Origin of the sequence: Pseudomonas sp. NPDC096925 (assembly GCF_044762545.1) — a bacterium.
Lineage (GTDB): Bacteria > Pseudomonadota > Gammaproteobacteria > Pseudomonadales > Pseudomonadaceae > Aquipseudomonas.
Window position 1 is genome coordinate 27,503 of record NZ_JBIWEM010000012.1, and the last position, 17,578, is coordinate 45,080.

Consider the following 17,578-nt stretch of genomic DNA (forward strand, 5'->3'; position numbering starts at 1 on the left):
GAGGCCCGCCCAGACAACACATCACTCAAGCCTCAGTGCAAAGTCCGAGTCTCAATGGCCTGAGGCACAACGGTCGCAACACACAGCGCATAGTCCGTGGCCTGGATCAGGGTGTCTTCAAGGGAATGAATAACGTGGGGTGGATCGGGAACAATCTTAAGCATGGTGAGGTTCTGAATTGACTGGCTAGAACCGCCACTCATGACCTGCAGTGTGATGGGTGGCGGCCACGTACAGGTCTGCAAGACCGGCAGAGAACGAAACCGGCAGGTTCGAAAACCTCCCGTACGCAGCCACCATCAAGCGCGCGCAATGGCATGCCATTGGCTATTGGTGATCGGTAATCGTTCTCTGAGCGGGCTTGCAGGCCCGGTCGCTGATTTGGCAACGACAGGGCCACACTAGGCCGCCAGGAACACCACCGCAATGGCTCAAGGGCGCTAGGAAGCTATTTCAGAAATGGCCTACGCGCAACGGGAAAAATCTGATTATTACCGGCGCGATTGAGGGGATGTCGCGGTAAACCTGTCAGCCCTTCACACACACCACCTGCCGCAAGGTGTGCACCACCTCCACCAGTTCCTGCTGCGCGCGCATCACCGCATCGATGTCCTTGTAGGCCATGGGTATCTCGTCGATTACCTCCTTGTCCTTGCGGCATTCCACATGCGCCGTGGCCCGCCGCTGGTCTTCCACGGTGAAGCGGCTCTTGGCCTTGGTCCGGCTCATCAGCCGGCCGGCACCATGGCTGCAGGAACAGAACGCTTCCTCGTTGCCCAGCCCCCGTACGATGAAGCTCTTGGCCCCCATGGAACCTGGAATGATGCCCAGCTGCCCCTTCTGCGCCGACACCGCGCCCTTGCGCGTCACCAGCACCTCTCGGCCAAAATGCTGCTCGCGCTGCACATAGTTGTGGTGGCAGTTCACCGCTTCCAGGCTGGCCTCGAACGGTTTGCCCAGCGCCTTGCGCGCCGCACCGACCACCGCCAGCATCATCAGCTCGCGGTTCTGCCTGGCGTAGTCCTGCGCCCACTCCACCGCTTCGACATAGTCGGCGAAATGGCGGCTGCCTTCCTCGAAGTACGCCAGGTCCTTGTCCGGCAGGTTGGCCAGGTGCTGGCGCATGTCGGCCTGGGCCAGTTCGATGAACAGGTTGCCAATGGCATTGCCCACGCCCCGGGAGCCGCTGTGCAACATGAACCAGACGCGGTCGGCCTCGTCCAGGCACACCTCGATGAAATGGTTGCCACCGCCCAGCGTCCCCAGGTGATGGCGGTTATTGGTCTTCTCCAGCCGCGGGTACTTGTCGGTGATGGCCTTGAAGCGCCCGGCCAGTTGCCCCCAGGCCTTGTCCGCCTTGGCTGGCACATCGGCCCAGGCGCCTTGGTCACGTTTGCCGAAGGTCTTGCCGTGTGGCACGGCGTGTTCGATGGCACTGCGCAGGCCATGCAGGTTGTCCGGCAGGTCGCGGGCGTGCAGCGACGTGCGCGCGGCGATCATGCCGCAGCCGATGTCCACACCGACCGCGGCGGGGATGATCGCGCCAACGGTGGGAATGACGCTGCCGATGGTCGAGCCCTTGCCCAGGTGCACGTCGGGCATCACTGCCAGGTGCTTGAAGATGAACGGCATCCTGGCCGTGTTGAGCAGTTGCTTGCGGGCGTCGTCTTCGACAGGTACGCCATCGGTCCACAACTTGACCGGCTTGCCGCCGGCGACCTGGAGAATGTTCATGGGGCTGTTCCTCGAATGCATACCGGCATGATACCGCCGAAGGTCGTAGGGCCGCGGGTTGCCAGTGGGGTGGCAATGTGCTGTATGCTTGGCCGGTCTTCAGGGCGGGGTGAAAGTCCCCACCGGCGGTAAATCGAAAGATGAGCCCGCGAGCGCCCCGGCCATGCCGGGGGTCAGCAGATCTGGTGAGACTCCAGAGCCGACGGTCATAGTCCGGATGAAAGAAGGCGTCAGGCAGGGGCCATCCGGGCGCCCCTGCGCGCGCATTTTGTTCGCCCCGAGACGTTCATCGATCATTCACGAGGAGCGTTTCATGTCCACCATGCACCACCCGCAATTCCCCAATGTCAGCGCCGCCATCGCCGCCTTCAAGGCCGGGCGCCCTGTGTTGCTGCTCGACGACGACGACCGCGAGGACGAAGCGGACATCATCGCCGCCGCCGAGAACATCTCGCTGCAGACCATGGCCATGATGATTCGCGATTGCAGCGGCATCGTCTGCCTGTGCCTGGACGAGGCCACCGTCGACGAACTGCAACTGGCACCCATGGTGCAGAACAACCAGGCCCGCCATGGCACCGGCTTCACCGTCACCATCGAGGCGGCGGAAGGTATCACTACCGGGGTTTCCGCCCAGGACCGCATCACTACCATAAGCGCGGCACTGCGCTCCACCGCGGAGCAGCGCCATATCGTCAGCCCGGGGCATGTGTTCCCGCTGCGCGCCCGCAATGGCGGGGTGCTGACCCGCCGTGGCCACACCGAAGGCTCGGTGGACCTGGCGCGCCTGGCCGGGTTGCGCCCGGCGGCGGTGCTGTGCGAACTGATGAACCCCGATGGCACGATGGCCCGTGGCGAGCAGGTGGCGGTGTATGCGCGGCAGTACAATTTGCCGGTGCTGACCATTGAGGAACTGGCGCGGTACCGTGAGGCCATGCTGGAGCGGGAAGCAGAGCCAGCCTGATCCACCGCACGGGGCCGCTTTGCGGCCCATTCGCGGGTAAACCCGCTCCCACAGGGACCGCGCAGACTCGGAACCGGTGCAGTACCTGTGGGAGCGGGTTTACCCGCGAAGAGGCCGGCAAGTCCAACCTCAGGCTGCCGGAAGTTTGCTCCCCCCGCCCCGCTCTGCTAGTGTCGCGCCGTTCTGAATGCCACCGAGACAGTCGCCATGGCCCGCAAAAAAGCCTCCCTCGATTTCGAGCAATCCCTCGCAGACCTGCAAGCACTGGTCGAGCGCCTGGAGAACGGCGAGTTGTCGCTGGAAGAGTCGCTGGCCGCCTTCGAGCAAGGCATCGCCCTGACCCGTGATTGCCAGGGCGCCCTGGCCCAGGCCGAACAGAAGGTGCAGATCCTGCTGGAACGCGATGGCGAACTGGCTGCCCAGCCCTTCGACGCGGAGCCGGAAGCATGATCGGCACCTACCAGGCCAGCTGCCAGGCACGGGTCGACGCCGCCCTCGAACCGTTGTTCGTCGCCCCGACCAAGGAACTCGAACGCCTTTACGCCGCCATGCGCTACAGCGTGATGAACGGTGGCAAACGCGTCCGCCCGCTGCTGGCCTACGCGGCCTGCGAAGCCTTGGGCGCCCCGGCCGAACAGGCCAACGGCGCAGCCTGTGCGGTGGAACTGATCCACGCCTACTCGCTGGTGCATGACGACCTGCCGGCCATGGACGACGACGACCTGCGCCGCGGCCAGCCGACCACCCACAAAGCCTTCGACGAAGCCTGCGCGATCCTCGCCGGCGACGGTTTGCAGAGCCTGGCCTTCAGCGCCCTGCTCGACCCGCGCCTGAGCCCGCAGGCCGACAGCATTCGCCTGGCCATGGTCCAGGCCCTGGCCAAGGCGGCCGGCCCGGCAGGCATGGTCGGTGGCCAGGCCATCGACCTGGGCTCGGTGGGCCTGAAGCTGGACCAGCAGGCGCTGGAGTTCATGCACCGGCACAAGACCGGTGCGCTGATCGAAGCCAGCGTGCGCCTCGGTGCCCTGGCCAGCGCCCGCGCCGAACAGGCGCAACTGGATGCCCTGCAGACCTACGCGCAAGCCATCGGCCTGGCGTTTCAGGTGCAGGACGACATCCTTGATGTGGAAAGCGACACCGCCACCCTGGGCAAACGCCAGGGGGCTGATATCGCCCGTGACAAACCGACCTACCCGGCGCTGCTGGGCCTGGAAGCGGCCAAGGCCTATGCAATCGAACTGCGCGACCAGGCGCTGGTCGCACTGAGTGGGTTCGGCGACAAGGCCGAGCCGCTGCGGGCGCTGGCACGCTACATCGTCGAACGCCGCAATTAAGCAACGACACCAATCCCTGTAGGAGCGGGTTTACCCGCGAATGCGATGTTGAGTTTACCGCCGCATTCGCGGGTAAACCCGCTCCCACAGGGGCCGCGTAACCCGTGGTTGAATGGGCAGTATTTCCTACAATGGGGTAAACTGCAGCCTCTTCACACACCTATAACGACTCGCCTGATGCCCACGACGTTTCAAGAGATCCCCCGCGAACGCCCGGTCACGCCGTTGCTCGACCGCGCTGACACGCCTGCCGGCCTGCGCCGGCTGGCCGAAGCCGACCTGGAGACCCTGGCCGACGAACTGCGCCAGGAACTGCTCTACACCGTGGGTCAGACCGGTGGGCATTTTGGTGCCGGCCTGGGCGTCATCGAGCTGACCATCGCCCTGCACTACGTCTTCGACACCCCCGACGACCGGCTGGTGTGGGACGTGGGTCACCAGGCCTACCCGCACAAGATCCTCACCGGGCGCCGTAACCGCATGCTCAGCCTGCGCCAGAAGGACGGCATCGCCGCCTTCCCGCGCCGCAGCGAGAGCGAGTACGACACCTTCGGCGTCGGCCACTCCAGCACCTCGATCAGCGCCGCGCTGGGCATGGCCATTGCCGCCCGCCTGCAGAACAGCGCTCGCAAGTCGATCGCGGTGATCGGCGACGGCGCACTGACCGCCGGCATGGCCTTCGAGGCGTTGAACCACGCCCAGGAAGTCAACGCCGACATGCTGGTGATCCTCAACGACAACGACATGTCGATTTCGCGCAATGTCGGTGGCCTGTCCAACTACCTGGCCAAGATCCTCTCCAGCCGCACCTACGCGAGCATGCGCGAAGGCAGCAAGAAAGTGCTGTCGCGCCTGCCGGGCGCCTGGGAAATCGCCCGCCGCACCGAAGAGTACGCCAAAGGCATGCTGGTGCCGGGCACCCTGTTCGAAGAACTGGGCTGGAACTACATTGGCCCGATCGACGGCCACGACCTGCCGACCATGATCGCCACCCTGCGCAACATGCGTGACCTCAAGGGCCCGCAGTTCCTGCACGTGGTGACCAAGAAGGGCAAGGGCTTCGCCCCGGCCGAGCTCGACCCGATCGGCTACCACGCCATCACCAAGCTGGAGCCGGCCGACAAGCCCGCCGCACCGAAGAAAGCCAGCGGCCCGAAATACTCTGCGGTGTTCGGCCAGTGGCTGTGCGACATGGCCGCCGCCGACAACCGCCTGGTGGGCATTACCCCGGCAATGAAGGAAGGCTCCGACCTGGTCGATTTCAGCGAGCGCTACCCGGAGCGTTACTTCGATGTGGCCATCGCCGAGCAGCATGCCGTGACCCTGGCGGCCGGCATGGCCTGCGAGGGTAGCAAGCCGGTGGTGGCGATCTACTCCACCTTCCTGCAGCGCGCCTACGACCAGCTGATCCACGACGTGGCAGTACAGAACCTCGACGTGCTGTTCGCCATCGACCGCGCCGGCCTGGTCGGCGAAGACGGCCCGACCCACGCGGGCAGCTACGACCTGTCGTACCTGCGCTGCATCCCGGGCATGCTGGTGATGACCCCAAGCGACGAAAACGAGCTGCGCAAGATGCTCAGCACCGGCCACCTGTACAACGGCCCGGCGGCTGTGCGCTACCCACGTGGCACCGGCCCGAACGCGCCGATCAGCGGTGACCTGCAGCCGCTGGAAATCGGCAAGGGCTTGGTCCGTCGCCAGGGCGAGAAAGTCGCCTTGCTGGTGTTCGGCGTGCAACTGGCCGAGGCCATGCAGGTAGCTGAGCAGATCAACGCTACCGTGGTCGACATGCGTTTCGTCAAACCGCTGGACGAGGCACTGGTGCTGGAGCTGGCCGCAAGCCATGAGCTACTGGTGACCATCGAAGAGAACGCCATCATGGGCGGTGCCGGTGCGGCTGTTGGTGAGTTCCTGGCCAGCCAGGCGATCGTGAAACCGCTGCTGCACCTGGGGTTGCCGGACATCTATGTCGAGCACGCCAAACCTGCGCAGATGCTGGCTGAGTGTGGGCTGGATGCGGCCGGGATCGAGGCTTCGGTGAAGGCTCGGATGGCCAGGCTCGGGTTGTAATCCCTGGGGCCGCTTTGCGGCCCTTTCGCGACACAAGGCCGCTCCCACAAAGGTCGTGCAAGCAGTCCCTGTGGGAGCGGCCTTGCGTCGCGATCGAGGGCGCAGCCCTCGCAAAAGCTCACTTGGACGTTGGCGCTTTAGCCTCGAGCAGCGCACACAAGCGCGCCGTAGCTTCGATCATCTGCCCACTGGGCCGCTCCAGGCCTTTGTCGGGCACCACCAGCAAACGATCATCGGCAACCGCACGCAATTGCGGCCAGGCCTTCCAGCTCGCCAGCTGCGCTTCATCACCCGCCAGAATGACCTGCGGGTTGCGCAGCAGCACAGATTCCACATTGACCTGCGGCGCCGGCTGGGTGAGATCGGCGAAGACGTTACGCGCCCCGCACACGGCCAGGGCATCGCTGACCACCTGCCGGCCACCGAGCGTATACAGCGGTCGGTCCCATACCTGGTAGAACACCTGCAAAGGCTCGTCACGTCGATACTGCTGGCGCAGCTGCCGCAGCCGGTCACGCAGGGCCTGGGCATACCGATGGCCTTGGTCGGCACGGCCGATACGCCCGGCGATGGCTTCGATCTGCTCGATCAGCTGGTCGATATCATGGGGTTCGGCGCTGAAGGTGGCGATGCCCAGGCGCTTGAGCTGGTCGCGTTGGGCCGGTGGCACGCTGCCCGGCCACAGCAGCAACAGGTCGGGGCGCAGGCTGAGCAGGCGCTCCAGGTCCAGTTGCCCCTGGCGCCCCACCGAGGGCAACCCGCGCAGCGCCGCCGGCCGTTCGCCACCGTCGAGCACACCTACCAGCAGATCATCGGCCTGCAGTTCGAGCATGATCTCGCTCATCGATGGGGCCAGGCTGACCACCCGCAGGGGTTCACCGGCCAGTGCGGAGCAGGCGAACAGCGCCAGCAGGCCGGGCAGCAGGCGCATCAGCCGAGCTGGCGGGGAATGCGATAGAGGTACAGCACCACCACGGAGGACAACGCCAGCAGGATCTGCGGCACCACCTCCAGGCCGACCAGCACCGACAGGGCGGCGACCCAGGCCGGGAAGCAGGCATACAGCATGGCCAGGCGCCGCACCCGCGCCAGTTCGATCCAGGCGGCTGGCTCTTCGCCAGTGCCGAGCACCTTGGAGGTGGCAATGAGGGCGTGCTTGTAGGCACCGAAGCGCGGCAAGCTAAGGAACATGGTCGCCGCGCCGGCAATGAACAGTGGCATGGCCAGCACCGAGGCCAGCGCATCACCGCCACCGAAGGCCCAGGCCATCACCGGCAGCGGCACCAGGCCCACCGCCAGGTACTGCCACCAGGCCAGCGCCAGGCGCCGCTTGACCTCGGCGCGGGTCACGCCTGGGGCACCTCGCCCTGGTGCTCGTTACCCAGCATGTGGCCCAGCTTGCCGGCCTTGGTCGCCAGGTAGTAGCGGTTGTGCGGGTTGTGCCCGGTGTGCAGCGGTACGCGCTCGGCGACAACGATGTTCATGTCGGTCAGGGCTTTGACCTTGCGCGGGTTGTTGGTCATCAGGCGCAGCGACTTCACGCCCAGGTGCTCCAGCATCGGCAGGCACATGGCGTAGTCGCGCTGATCGGCGGCGAAGCCCAGGCGCTCGTTGGCCTCGACAGTGTCGGCGCCACCATCCTGCAACTCGTAGGCGCGAATCTTGTTCAGCAGGCCGATGCCACGGCCTTCCTGGCGCAGGTACAGCAGCACGCCACGGCCTTCACGGGCGATGGCTTGCAGCGCGGCTTCCAACTGCGAGCCGCAGTCGCAGCGCTGGCTGAACAGGGCATCGCCGGTCAGGCACTCGGAGTGCAGGCGCCCCAGCACCGGCTGGCCGTCCGCGATGTCACCCAGGCTGAGCACCACATGCTCACGGCCAGTGGCTTCGTCAAGGAAGCCATGCATGGTGAAGGTCGCGAAGGGAGTCGGGAGTTTAGAGGCGGCAACAAAGACGACGGGCACGTTGTGCTCCTGGAATAAGTTGAAAATTTCTCGTGGGCCGATTGTATCAGCAGGTTGGGGGATGTGGGCTGGCTGAATACCGTGGCTTAAGATCGAAAAGTTCGATGCTTAGCAGAGGTCTGTACTCAATCCTGTGGGAGCCCATGAAACGGGTTGTTCAATGCGGTTTGCTGTCCGGACTGAACGGATAAGGCTGCTGCCAGCGCTGGAAAATCGCCTTCAGCTCGCCACTGCGCACCAGTTCGGCCATGCGCTTGTCGAACAGGTCGCGCAGGGCCCGGGCCTGGTCGTTGCGGGCAAAGGCCAGGTACAGCGGCAGGTCGACTACGTGGGTGCGGCGGAAGCGCTCGGGTTGGGAGGTCTGGCCGAGCACGTAGTCGACCTCGGTCAGGGCGTCGATGTAGAAGTCCACACGGTCATGCTCGAGCATCGGCAAGATGCCCTCACGACGCTGGACTTCACGGAACTCGTGCACGTTCGGCAGGTAGCTGCCGTAGTCGTAGCCACGCACCCAGGCCAGGCGGTACTTGCCCACGCTCTCCAGGGTAGGCACGGGCTTGCTGGCCAGCCCCAGGGCGTAGATATGGTCCATGTCGAAGTGCCAGCGCGGGTACAGGTTGTCGTCGTTCTCTTCCTTGTACGAGCCTACCCAGGCATCAGCCTCGCCACGCTTCACCAGTCCGATGGCACGGCTGTAGGGCGCGCTCTGGATCACCACCTTGACCCCGGCCGGCTCGAACACCTTGCGCAGCACGTCCCAGGCCACCCCGGTCCCGTCGGCGTTGGTGTAGTCGAGCCACTCCTCGCTGACCAGGTGGACCTGCTTCGGCACACCCTCGGCAGCCGCCGCCCAAGGGGCAAGGCTCAGCAGCATTGCCAGCAGCATCGCCCTCATGGCCATTTACGCACTCCCTGTATCAGGCAACCGCCCACACCAGAACCTGCATGCCCAACCAGGCAAACACGCCGGCCAGGATATCGTCGAGCATGATCCCGACGCCCCCATGCACATGGCGGTCGACCCAGCGGATCGGCCACGGTTTGAGGATGTCGAAGAAGCGGAACATCAGGAACCCCGCCAGCAGCCATTGCCAGCCTTCCGGCACCAGCCAGAGGGTTATCCACATGCCGACGATCTCGTCCCAGACAATGCCTTCGTGGTCATGCACGCGCAAATCATTGGCGACCTTGCCACAGAGCCAGAAACCGAACAGCATGCTCACGCCCAGCAACAGCCAGTAGCCCCAGTCGGGCAGCATCTGCCACAGCGGGATGAACGGTATGGCCACCAGCGAGCCCCAGGTGCCCGGCGCCTTGGGCAAGGTACCGGAGCCGAAGCCGAAGGCGATGAAGTGCCACGGGTTGCGCCAGACCGAAGGCGGAACGAACTCCGCAGGCACCTGGTTGGGGTGATCGGTCACGGTGTCTCCCTAAAATGTTGATAGCCGCGTTGCCGCGGGGTGATGTCCTGGCCCTGCCGGTCGCGCAGGCTGACCCCCTGCCCTTCGAGCACCCGCCCGATGACGTGGAATGCCGCCAGGCCTTGTGCCTGCAGGGATGAAAGCTCGCCTGGCGGCAAGGTGAACGCCAGCACATAGTCGTCGCCACCGGTCAGCGCCGCCTGTACGGCCGCCTCGGCGCCGAGGAAACCCTGCAAGGCGGATGACACCGGCACCTGCTCCAGGTTCACCTCGAGCGCCACGCGGGAGGCCTTGGCGATATGCCCGCAGTCGGCCAGCAGGCCGTCGGAAATATCCAGTGCCGAGGTGGCACACCCGCGCAGCAGCTGCCCCAGGGCGAACTGCGGCGACGGCGACCAGTAATGGTCGAGCAACGGTTGCGCCAGCGCGGCATCGGCCTGGCGCTGGCCCAGTACCAGCGGCAAGGCCCCTGCCGCGTTACCCAGCTCCCCCCCCACGCACAGCAGGTCGCCCGGGCGAGCGCCGTCACGGCGCAACGCCTGCCCCGCCGGCACCCGGCCGAATACGGTCATGGTGATGCTCAGGGGGCCACGGGTGGTGTCGCCACCGATCAGGCTCAGCTGGCAATGGCCGGCCATGCGGTTCAGGCCGCTGGCGTAGGCTTGCAGCCAGTCGGCGCTGACCTCGGGCAAGGTCAGGGCAAGGGTGAAACCGATGGGGGTGGCGCCCATGGCCGCCAGGTCGCTGGCCGCCACGGCCAGCGAGCGCTGGCCGAGCAACCACGGGTCGCACACAGCCGGAAAATGCACCCCGGCGACCAGGGTGTCAGTAGACACCGCCAGTTGCTCGCCGGCGGGAAGGCTCAGCAGGGCGCAGTCGTCGCCGATGCCCAGGGCCACACCTTCACCGCCCTGCGCACAAGGCGCGGCGGCGAAGTAATGGCTGATCAGCTCGAACTCACCCATGGTCCGCAAGCGCCAGGATCAGCGCTTGTTCGCCTTGACTTCTGCTTCGCGCAGGTTCGGGGCCAGCTTGTCCAGTACGCCGTTGACGAACTTGTGGCCGTCGGTGGCACCGAAGACCTTGGCCAGCTCGACACCTTCGTTGATCACCACGCGGTACGGTACGTCGACGCGCTTGATGAACTCCCAGGTGGACAGACGCAGCACGGCCAGCTCGACCGGGTCGAGCTCTTCCAGTGCCAGGTCCAGGCATGGCTTCAGGGCGCTGTCGATTTCGCTCTTGATCGCCGGGACCCCGTGCAGGATCTCGCGGAAATAAGCGCCGTCGACATCGGAGAAATCGTTATCGACCCGGAACTGCGCTTCGATCTCGTTCAGCGAATGCTGCGCCATGTGCCACTGGTACAGCGCCTGGGTCGCGAGCTTGCGGGCTTCGCGGCGCTTGGCGCTCTTCGAGGGCTTGCCGGCATCCGCAGGTTTTGGATCGCGCGGGTTGAAACGATCGCTTTCGTCGCTAATCACTTGGCCTCCAACTGCGCCAGCAGGCTGACCATTTCCAGAGCGGACAGGGCAGCTTCAGCACCTTTGTTGCCGGCCTTGGTGCCGGAACGCTCGATGGCTTGCTCGATGGAGTCGACGGTCAGTACGCCGAAGGCCACCGGAACACCGAACTCCATGGACACCTGGGCCAGGCCCTTGGTGCATTCGCCCGCCACGTATTCGAAGTGCGGGGTACCGCCACGAATCACCGCGCCCAGGGCGATGATCGCGTCGTAGGCGCCTTGCTGGGCGACCTTCTGTGCCACCAGCGGGATTTCGAATGCACCCGGGGCACGGATGATGGTGATGTCGCTTTCGCTGACACCGTGGCGTACCAGGGCATCAACGGCACCGCTTACCAGGCTTTCGACGACGAAGCTGTTGAAGCGGCCAACCACCAAAGCATAGCGACCTTTGGGGGCGATGAAGGTACCTTCGATGGTCTTCAGGGTCATTCCGATATTCTCATCTTCAAGAGCGAGGCCGCATGCTGGCGGCCTCGACAGGGGTATGGACTCGAGCTGGAGGGCGTCACTGCCGCCTCAAGTCACTCGGAGGGCACGTATTCTACAACTTCCAGATCGAATCCGGATATCGCGTTGAACTTCATCGGCGAACTCATCAGGCGCATCTTGCGCACGCCGAGGTCACGCAGGATCTGCGAACCGGCACCCACGGTGCTGTAGGTGGTCGGTGCCTTGGCCGGTGCATCGCCGGCGCTTTCGCGGATGTGCGCCAGCAGCACGTCGCCGTCCAGCGGGTGGCCCAGCAGCAATACCACGCCGCTGCCGGCCTCGGCCACGGCGGCCATGGCCGCGCGCAGGCTCCAGCGGCCCGGTTGCTTGACCAGCAGCAGGTCGCGCAGCGGGTCCATGTTGTGCACGCGCACCAGGGTCGGCTCTTCGGCGCAGATCTTGCCCAGGGTCAGGGCCATGTGCACGTCGCCTTCCACCGCGTCGCGGTAGGTGACCAGGTTGAACTCGCCCAGCTCGCTCTCCACCGGTTGCTCGGAGACGCGCTGCACGGTGCGCTCGTGGATCATGCGGTAGTGGATCAGGTCGGCGATGGTGCCGATCTTCAGGCCGTGCTCGGCGGCGAACACTTCCAGCTCGGCACGGCGCGACATGGTGCCGTCGTCGTTCATCACTTCGCAGATCACGCCGCTCGGCTCGAACCCGGCCATGCGCGCCAGGTCGCAGGCGGCTTCGGTGTGGCCGGCACGGGCCAGGGTACCGCCAGGCTGGGCCATCAGCGGGAAGATGTGGCCAGGGCTGACGATGTCTTCGGCCTTGGCATCCTTGGCGGCGGCCGCCTGCACGGTGCGCGCGCGGTCAGCGGCGGAGATGCCGGTGGTGACACCTTCGGCGGCTTCGATCGACACGGTGAACTTGGTGCCGAAGCCCGAGCCGTTGCGCGGCGCCATCAGCGGCAACTTCAGCGTTTCGCAACGCTCGCGGGTCATCGGCATGCAGATCAGGCCACGGGCATGCTTGGCCATGAAGTTGATGTGCTCGGGCAGGCAGCACTCGGCTGCCATGATGATGTCGCCTTCGTTTTCGCGGTCTTCGTCATCCATGAGGATGACCATTTTGCCCTGGCGGATGTCTTCGACCAGTTCTTCGATGCTGTTGAGCGCCACGCGGCACCCCCTTCTCAATCAGGATTTCAAGAAGCCGTTGGCGGCCAGGAAGCTTTCGGTAATGCCACTGCCCTTGCTCGGTTCGGCGGCCTTGTCACCCAGCAGCAAACGCTCCAGGTAACGGGCCAGCAGGTCGACCTCAAGGTTCACCCGACGCCCTGCACGGTAGTCGGCCATGATGGTTTCGGACAGGGTGTGCGGGACAATGGTCAGCTCGAACTCGGCGCCATTGACCTCGTTGACCGTCAGGCTGGTGCCGTCGACGGTGATCGAACCCTTGTGGGCGATGTACTTGGCCAGCTCCTTCGGTGCACGCACGCGGAACTGGATGGCGCGGGCGTTATCGCTGCGCGAGATGATTTCGCCGACCCCGTCGACGTGGCCGCTGACCAGGTGCCCGCCCAGCCGGGTGGTGGGGGTCAGGGCTTTTTCCAGGTTGACCTTGCTGCCACTCTTGAGGTCGATGAAGGCGGTTCGCTTGAGGGTTTCGACACTGACGTCGGCCCAGAAGCCGTCACCCGGCAGTTCGACGGCGGTCAGGCACACGCCGTTGACGGCGATGCTGTCGCCGAGCTTGACGTCACCCAGGTCGAGCTTGCCGGTTTCGACGTAGACGCGCACGTCGCCACCCTTGGGGGTCAGGCTGCGGATGGTGCCGATGGATTCGATGATGCCGGTGAACATGGGGTCTTCCTCAAAAACGGTTTGCGCGGGGCAAGCCTGGCATTATACGCCGGGCGCCGGCAGGGGGATGGCCGTGACCCGCCAGTCATCGCCCACTGCGCGCATTTCGGTAATTTTCAGTCGCGGCGCTTCGCTCATCCTGTCCAGTGGCCAGTCCAGCAGCGGGCGGGCCCGGGAACCGAGGAAGGTGCCGGCGACGAACAACTGGTACTCGTCGACCAGGCCTTGCCGGGCAAAGGCGCCGGCCAGGCCGGCACCGGCTTCCAGCAGGATTTCGTTGACGCCACGGGCCGCCAGGGCCTGCAGCAGCGCCGGCAGGTCTACCTGCCCATTGTCGCCCGGCAGGCTGAGCAGTTCGTGGCCGGCAGCGGCATAGCGCGGGTCATCTGCGACAGCGGTCACCACCAGGGCCGGGCCGGCCTGGAAGAATGGTGCATCCAGCGGCACGCGCAGGCGGCCATCGACCAGCACGCGCAGCGGTGTGCGGCTGAGTGCCAGTGCGGTGGTTTCGGCATCCAGGCCCAGTTCGGCACCACGTACGGTCATCCGCGCGTTATCGGCCAACACGCTGGCGGCGCTGGTCAGCACCACGCTGGAACGGGCGCGCAGGCGCTGCACCGCCGAGCGGGCGGCCGGGCCGGTGATCCACTGGCTTTCGCCACTGGCCATGGCGGTGCGGCCATCCAGGCTCATGGCCAGCTTGGCGCGAACGAATGGCAGGCCATGTTCCATGCGCTTGAGGAAACCGGGGTTGAGTGCCCGGGCCTCGGCCTCGAGCACGCCGCTGGCCACTTCGATGCCGGCCTCGGCCAGGCGCCGCAGGCCCTGCCCCGCCACTTGCGGGTTAGGGTCCTGCATGGCGGCCACCACCCGCGCCACGCCGGCCTTGACCAGCGCTTCGGCGCACGGCGGCGTGCGGCCATGGTGGCTGCAGGGCTCAAGGGTGACATAGGCACAGGCGCCACGAGCACGCTCACCGGCCTGGCGCAGGGCATGCACCTCGGCATGCGGCTCGCCGGCGCGCACATGCCAGCCTTCGCCGACCACCTCGCCATCGCGCACGATCACGCAGCCTACGCGCGGGTTCGGGTGGGTGGTGTACAGGCCCTTGCGCGCCAGCTCCAGCGCGCGGGCCATGTAGTGGGCGTCGAGGATGGCAGCTTGGCTGGGCATGTTCACTCTTTAGCCGGCTCGCGGGCCAGGCGGTCGATTTCTTCGCGGAACTCGTCGAGGTCCTGGAAGCGCCGGTAAACCGAGGCAAAACGGATATAGGCCACTTCGTCGAGTTTGCGCAGCTCGGCCATGACCATTTCACCCACCACCAGCGATTTGACTTCGCGCTCACCGGTGGCACGCAGGCGGCTCTTGATATGCGCCAACGCCGCTTCCAGGCGCTCGACGCTGACCGGGCGCTTTTCCAGTGCCCGCTGCATGCCGGCACGCAGCTTATCTTCGTCGAAGGGTTGGCGCGTGCCGTCCTGCTTGATCAGCCGGGGCAGCACCAGCTCAGCGGTTTCGAAGGTGGTGAAGCGCTCACCGCAGGCGACGCATTCGCGGCGGCGGCGCACCTGCTCGCCCTCGGCGACGAGGCGAGAGTCGATGACCTTGGTGTCGTTGGCACCGCAAAAGGGACAGTGCATGGTGGCAGGCAACAAAAAAAGGGAGGGCCATGGTAGCGCATCCCACTGGCAAGACAAGCCAAAGGGGTTAACATCCATGGGAAATCTGCCCGTGAAGGACTACCCCATGCACTACCGAGCGCTCGTCGTGCTGTGCTGCGCCGCCCTGCTCGCCGCCTGCGGCAGCGACAGGCCAAAGCCCGACACCCCTCCGGCCCCCACGCCCGCCCGCGCGGCCAAGCCGGCCGAAGTACTGGGCCCGCTGCCGGCCTACCAGCGCGAGCTGAGCGGCACCTTGCTGGAGATCCCGGCCGGTGCCGACGTGGAGCTGGCCTTGCTGGTCATCGACGAACGCGACCGCCCACAACGCCTGCTGGCCAGCAGCAACCTGACCGGCACTGGCCAGGCCCTGCCCTACCACTTGCGCTTCAACCCCGAGGCCTTCCCCGCCGGTGCCCGGGTCGAGCTGCGTGGCCGCGCCAGCCGCTCCGGCCAGCTGATCATGCACCTGCCGCCGGTGCGCATTACCCAGGCCCAGACCCAGGCCATCGGCCCGCTGCGTTTCGAGAAGGCGCCGTAAGTGGCGCCGCTAGCCCTGCAACAGGCCCTCAGCGGCCTGATCGGCGAAGCGCGCCTGGTCATCAGCGAACTGCCCGGCTGCGACCTGAAGCTGTGGCTGATCGACGACCAGAACATGGACCGTGCTTTCAGCAGCGAGGAGACCCGGCGCATTCTTGAAGACCCGCCCTACTGGAGCTTCTGCTGGGCCAGCGGCCTGGCCATGGCGCGCTACCTGGCCGAGCGCCCGGAGTGGGTATCCGGCAAGCGCGTGCTGGACTTTGGCGCCGGCTCCGGTATCGCCGGCATTGCCGCCGCCCGCGCCGGTGCGCTGGAAGTGGTGGCCTGTGACCTCGACCCGCTGGCCCTCGATGCCTGCCGCGCGAACGCCGCGCTGAACGGGGTAGAACTGGGTTACAGCCATGACTTCTTCGCCGAAGACGACCGCTTCGACCTGATCCTGGTTGCCGATGTGCTGTACGACCGCGCCAACCTGCCGCTGCTGGATGCCTTTCTCGGGCGCGGGCGCCAGGCGCTGGTGGCCGACTCGCGGGTACGCGACTTCAGCCACCCGCTGTACCAGCCGTTGGGCGTGCTGGAAGCGCTGACCCTGCCGGACCTGGCCGAGCCGCACGAATTCCGCCGGGTCAGCCTGTACCACGCCAGTCGCGACACCTTATAGTGGTGCAATTCACCAGTTTGCGAGAGTCGCGATGACCCAAGACACGCCTTACATTTTCGACGCCACCGATGCCACCTTCCAGCAACTGGTAATCGAGAACTCCTTCCACAAGCCGGTGCTGGTGGACTTCTGGGCCGAGTGGTGTGCGCCGTGCAAGGCACTGATGCCACTGCTGGCGAAGATCGCCGAGGGTTACCAGGGCGAGCTGCTGCTGGCCAAGATCAACTGCGACGTGGAGCAACAGGTGGTTGCCCAGTTCGGCATCCGCAGCCTGCCGACCGTGGTGCTGTTCAAGGACGGTCAACCGGTGGACGGCTTTGCCGGTGCACAGCCGGAGTCGGCGATCCGCGCCATGCTCGAACCGCACGTGCAACTGCCTGCCGCCCCCGTTGCTTCGCCGCTGGAACAAGCCAAGGCGCTGTTTGCCGAAAGCCGTTTTGCCGAGGCCGAAGCGCTGCTGCAGGCGCTGCTGGGTGAGGACAACAGCAATGCCGAGGCGCTGATCCTGTACGCCCGCTGCCTGGCCGAGCGCGGGGAGTTGGGTGAAGCCCAGGTGGTGCTGGATGCGGTCAAGACCGACGAGCACAAGGCTGCGTTGGCCGGGGCCAAGGCTCAGCTGACCTTCCTGCGCCAGGCCGCCAGCCTGCCAGAAGTGGCCGACCTGAAAAGCCGACTGGCGCAGAACCCGCAGGATGACGAGGCGGCCTATCAGCTGAGCATCCAGCAACTGGCTCGCCAGCAGTATGAGGCGGCGCTGGAGGGGTTGCTGAAGCTGTTCCAGCGTAACCGTGGTTATGAGAACGGGTTGCCGCAAAAGGCGTTGCTGCAAGTGTTCGAGTTGCTGGGTGGGGATCACCCGCTGGTCAGCGTGTATCGTCGCAAGTTGTCGGCGGCGATGTTCTGACCTGAAGTTATCTGCGAGGGCACGCCCGCTCCCACAGGGTACGCACTGTACTCACTGTGGTAGCGGGCATGCCCGCGAATGAGGCCAGCACAGGCAATAGAGATCTATCCCACCCAGTGATACACCGGCGCGTCCACGCCGCTTTCCACCTTCACATCACTGCTGTGCCGCAACCGCACCAACAGCCGTTTACCCGCCGCCGTACTCCCCGCCAGCCCCTCCAACCGATCCAGCAATTCCGGCCCGCTCATCTGCCCTGCCAGGCGCAACACCTCACGAGCCGCAGTCCATTGCCCATCATCCTGACGAGTTGTCGCCAAGGGTTCCGCTGCTGCGGTCTGCGCCACCGCAGGCAATTCGATCTGCCGCCCCAGTTGCACCCACTCTTCCGGCGCCAGCTCGATGGTCAGATCCACAGGCCAATCACCAATCTGTCCACGAATTCTCATGCTGCATACCTTGAACCCAAGTCAATGCCACCATGCTACCCCAACATGAAA

General features: G+C 65.6%; 21 protein-coding genes and 1 riboswitch. Of the genes, 7 read left to right on the forward strand and 14 right to left on the reverse strand.

Translation table 11 applies throughout. The features are described 5' to 3' along the window. Window positions 1-528 precede the first annotated feature (528 nt). Window positions 529-1,734, reverse strand: coding sequence for an RtcB family protein (locus tag ACIQYU_RS24695; protein WP_207832760.1), 1,206 nt, complete (start codon window positions 1,732-1,734; stop codon window positions 529-531). A gap of 91 nt (window positions 1,735-1,825) precedes the next feature. Continuing rightward, window positions 1,826-1,967: riboswitch (FMN riboswitch) on the forward strand. Window positions 1,968-2,047: 80 nt separating this feature from the next. On the opposite strand from ACIQYU_RS24695, the gene ribB reads away from it, so the two are divergent. The 4 genes from ribB to dxs all read left to right on the forward strand — a co-directional run bounded on the left by ribB (window position 2,048) and on the right by dxs (window position 6,105). Continuing rightward, a complete protein-coding gene (gene ribB, locus ACIQYU_RS24700; RefSeq protein WP_207832758.1) occupies window positions 2,048-2,698 on the forward strand; it encodes a 3,4-dihydroxy-2-butanone-4-phosphate synthase in 651 nt (216 codons plus the stop codon). Between the two features lie 207 nt (window positions 2,699-2,905). Then, complete coding sequence (locus ACIQYU_RS24705; protein WP_003255380.1) at window positions 2,906-3,148, forward strand: exodeoxyribonuclease VII small subunit; 243 nt, start codon at window positions 2,906-2,908, stop codon at window positions 3,146-3,148. Further along, window positions 3,145-4,032, forward strand: a complete 888-nt coding sequence (gene ispA / locus ACIQYU_RS24710) for a (2E,6E)-farnesyl diphosphate synthase (RefSeq protein WP_233688208.1) — start codon at window positions 3,145-3,147, stop codon at window positions 4,030-4,032. Before ACIQYU_RS24705 ends, ispA begins: the two co-directional genes overlap by 4 nt. Window positions 4,033-4,209: 177 nt before the next feature. Beyond that, window positions 4,210-6,105: a 1-deoxy-D-xylulose-5-phosphate synthase gene (gene dxs / locus ACIQYU_RS24715; RefSeq protein WP_402802574.1), complete on the forward strand. Its 1,896-nt coding sequence runs from the start codon at window positions 4,210-4,212 to the stop codon at window positions 6,103-6,105. A 118-nt stretch (window positions 6,106-6,223) separates the two neighbouring features. Here the strand turns inward: dxs and ACIQYU_RS24720 are convergent, their stop codons facing one another. From ACIQYU_RS24720 to nrdR, 12 genes are all read right to left on the reverse strand, one after another. Next, entirely contained in the window at window positions 6,224-7,036 is an 813-nt protein-coding gene (locus ACIQYU_RS24720) for a cobalamin-binding protein (protein WP_207832753.1), read from the reverse strand. Continuing rightward, on the reverse strand, window positions 7,036-7,455 hold the full coding sequence (locus ACIQYU_RS24725) for a hypothetical protein (RefSeq protein WP_063911070.1): 420 nt from the start codon (window positions 7,453-7,455) through the stop codon (window positions 7,036-7,038). The genes ACIQYU_RS24720 and ACIQYU_RS24725 overlap by 1 nt, the downstream gene beginning before the upstream one ends. After that, complete coding sequence (gene ribA / locus ACIQYU_RS24730) at window positions 7,452-8,069, reverse strand: GTP cyclohydrolase II (protein ID WP_003260612.1); 618 nt, start codon at window positions 8,067-8,069, stop codon at window positions 7,452-7,454. Before ribA ends, ACIQYU_RS24725 begins: the two co-directional genes overlap by 4 nt. Before the next feature lie 157 nt (window positions 8,070-8,226). Continuing rightward, entirely contained in the window at window positions 8,227-8,970 is a 744-nt protein-coding gene (locus ACIQYU_RS24735; protein ID WP_207832751.1) for an ABC transporter substrate-binding protein, read from the reverse strand. A gap of 16 nt (window positions 8,971-8,986) precedes the next feature. Beyond that, the gene (locus ACIQYU_RS24740; protein WP_004376077.1) at window positions 8,987-9,490 is read right to left on the reverse strand and encodes a phosphatidylglycerophosphatase A; all 504 of its coding nucleotides are present in this window, start codon (window positions 9,488-9,490) and stop codon (window positions 8,987-8,989) included. Further along, window positions 9,487-10,455: a thiamine-phosphate kinase gene (thiL, locus tag ACIQYU_RS24745; RefSeq protein WP_333956458.1), complete on the reverse strand. Its 969-nt coding sequence runs from the start codon at window positions 10,453-10,455 to the stop codon at window positions 9,487-9,489. The genes ACIQYU_RS24740 and thiL overlap by 4 nt, the downstream gene beginning before the upstream one ends. 18 nt (window positions 10,456-10,473) lie before the next feature. Beyond that, window positions 10,474-10,974 carry a transcription antitermination factor NusB gene (gene nusB / locus ACIQYU_RS24750; RefSeq protein WP_013970674.1) on the reverse strand — a complete coding sequence of 167 codons (501 nt, stop codon included), beginning with the start codon at window positions 10,972-10,974 and terminating at the stop codon, window positions 10,474-10,476. Further along, entirely contained in the window at window positions 10,971-11,447 is a 477-nt protein-coding gene (gene ribE, locus ACIQYU_RS24755) for a 6,7-dimethyl-8-ribityllumazine synthase (RefSeq protein WP_003255395.1), read from the reverse strand. The genes nusB and ribE overlap by 4 nt, the downstream gene beginning before the upstream one ends. Window positions 11,448-11,539: 92 nt before the next feature. Next, the gene (gene ribBA, locus ACIQYU_RS24760) at window positions 11,540-12,631 is read right to left on the reverse strand and encodes a bifunctional 3,4-dihydroxy-2-butanone-4-phosphate synthase/GTP cyclohydrolase II (protein ID WP_016484697.1); all 1,092 of its coding nucleotides are present in this window, start codon (window positions 12,629-12,631) and stop codon (window positions 11,540-11,542) included. Between the two features lie 18 nt (window positions 12,632-12,649). Next, the gene (locus ACIQYU_RS24765; RefSeq protein ID WP_003255399.1) at window positions 12,650-13,315 is read right to left on the reverse strand and encodes a riboflavin synthase; all 666 of its coding nucleotides are present in this window, start codon (window positions 13,313-13,315) and stop codon (window positions 12,650-12,652) included. Between the two features lie 42 nt (window positions 13,316-13,357). Beyond that, a complete protein-coding gene (gene ribD / locus ACIQYU_RS24770; RefSeq protein WP_207832747.1) occupies window positions 13,358-14,488 on the reverse strand; it encodes a bifunctional diaminohydroxyphosphoribosylaminopyrimidine deaminase/5-amino-6-(5-phosphoribosylamino)uracil reductase RibD in 1,131 nt (376 codons plus the stop codon). Window positions 14,489-14,490: 2 nt separating this feature from the next. Further along, window positions 14,491-14,955, reverse strand: a complete 465-nt coding sequence (gene nrdR, locus ACIQYU_RS24775) for a transcriptional regulator NrdR (protein WP_009685710.1) — start codon at window positions 14,953-14,955, stop codon at window positions 14,491-14,493. A gap of 106 nt (window positions 14,956-15,061) precedes the next feature. Here nrdR and ACIQYU_RS24780 point away from each other — a divergent pair, with 106 nt between their 5' ends. From ACIQYU_RS24780 to trxA, 3 genes are read left to right on the forward strand one after another with little or no spacing between them, the layout of a single operon-like run. Further along, window positions 15,062-15,514: a YbaY family lipoprotein gene (locus ACIQYU_RS24780; RefSeq protein ID WP_063911066.1), complete on the forward strand. Its 453-nt coding sequence runs from the start codon at window positions 15,062-15,064 to the stop codon at window positions 15,512-15,514. Next, window positions 15,515-16,174: a class I SAM-dependent methyltransferase gene (locus ACIQYU_RS24785; RefSeq protein WP_402802582.1), complete on the forward strand. Its 660-nt coding sequence runs from the start codon at window positions 15,515-15,517 to the stop codon at window positions 16,172-16,174. 31 nt (window positions 16,175-16,205) lie between these two features. Then, window positions 16,206-17,078, forward strand: coding sequence for a thioredoxin (trxA, locus tag ACIQYU_RS24790; protein ID WP_207832743.1), 873 nt, complete (start codon window positions 16,206-16,208; stop codon window positions 17,076-17,078). Between the two features lie 104 nt (window positions 17,079-17,182). Here trxA and ACIQYU_RS24795 read toward each other — a convergent pair whose 3' ends face one another. Then, window positions 17,183-17,527: a hypothetical protein gene (locus ACIQYU_RS24795; RefSeq protein ID WP_207832742.1), complete on the reverse strand. Its 345-nt coding sequence runs from the start codon at window positions 17,525-17,527 to the stop codon at window positions 17,183-17,185. Window positions 17,528-17,578 lie beyond the last annotated feature (51 nt).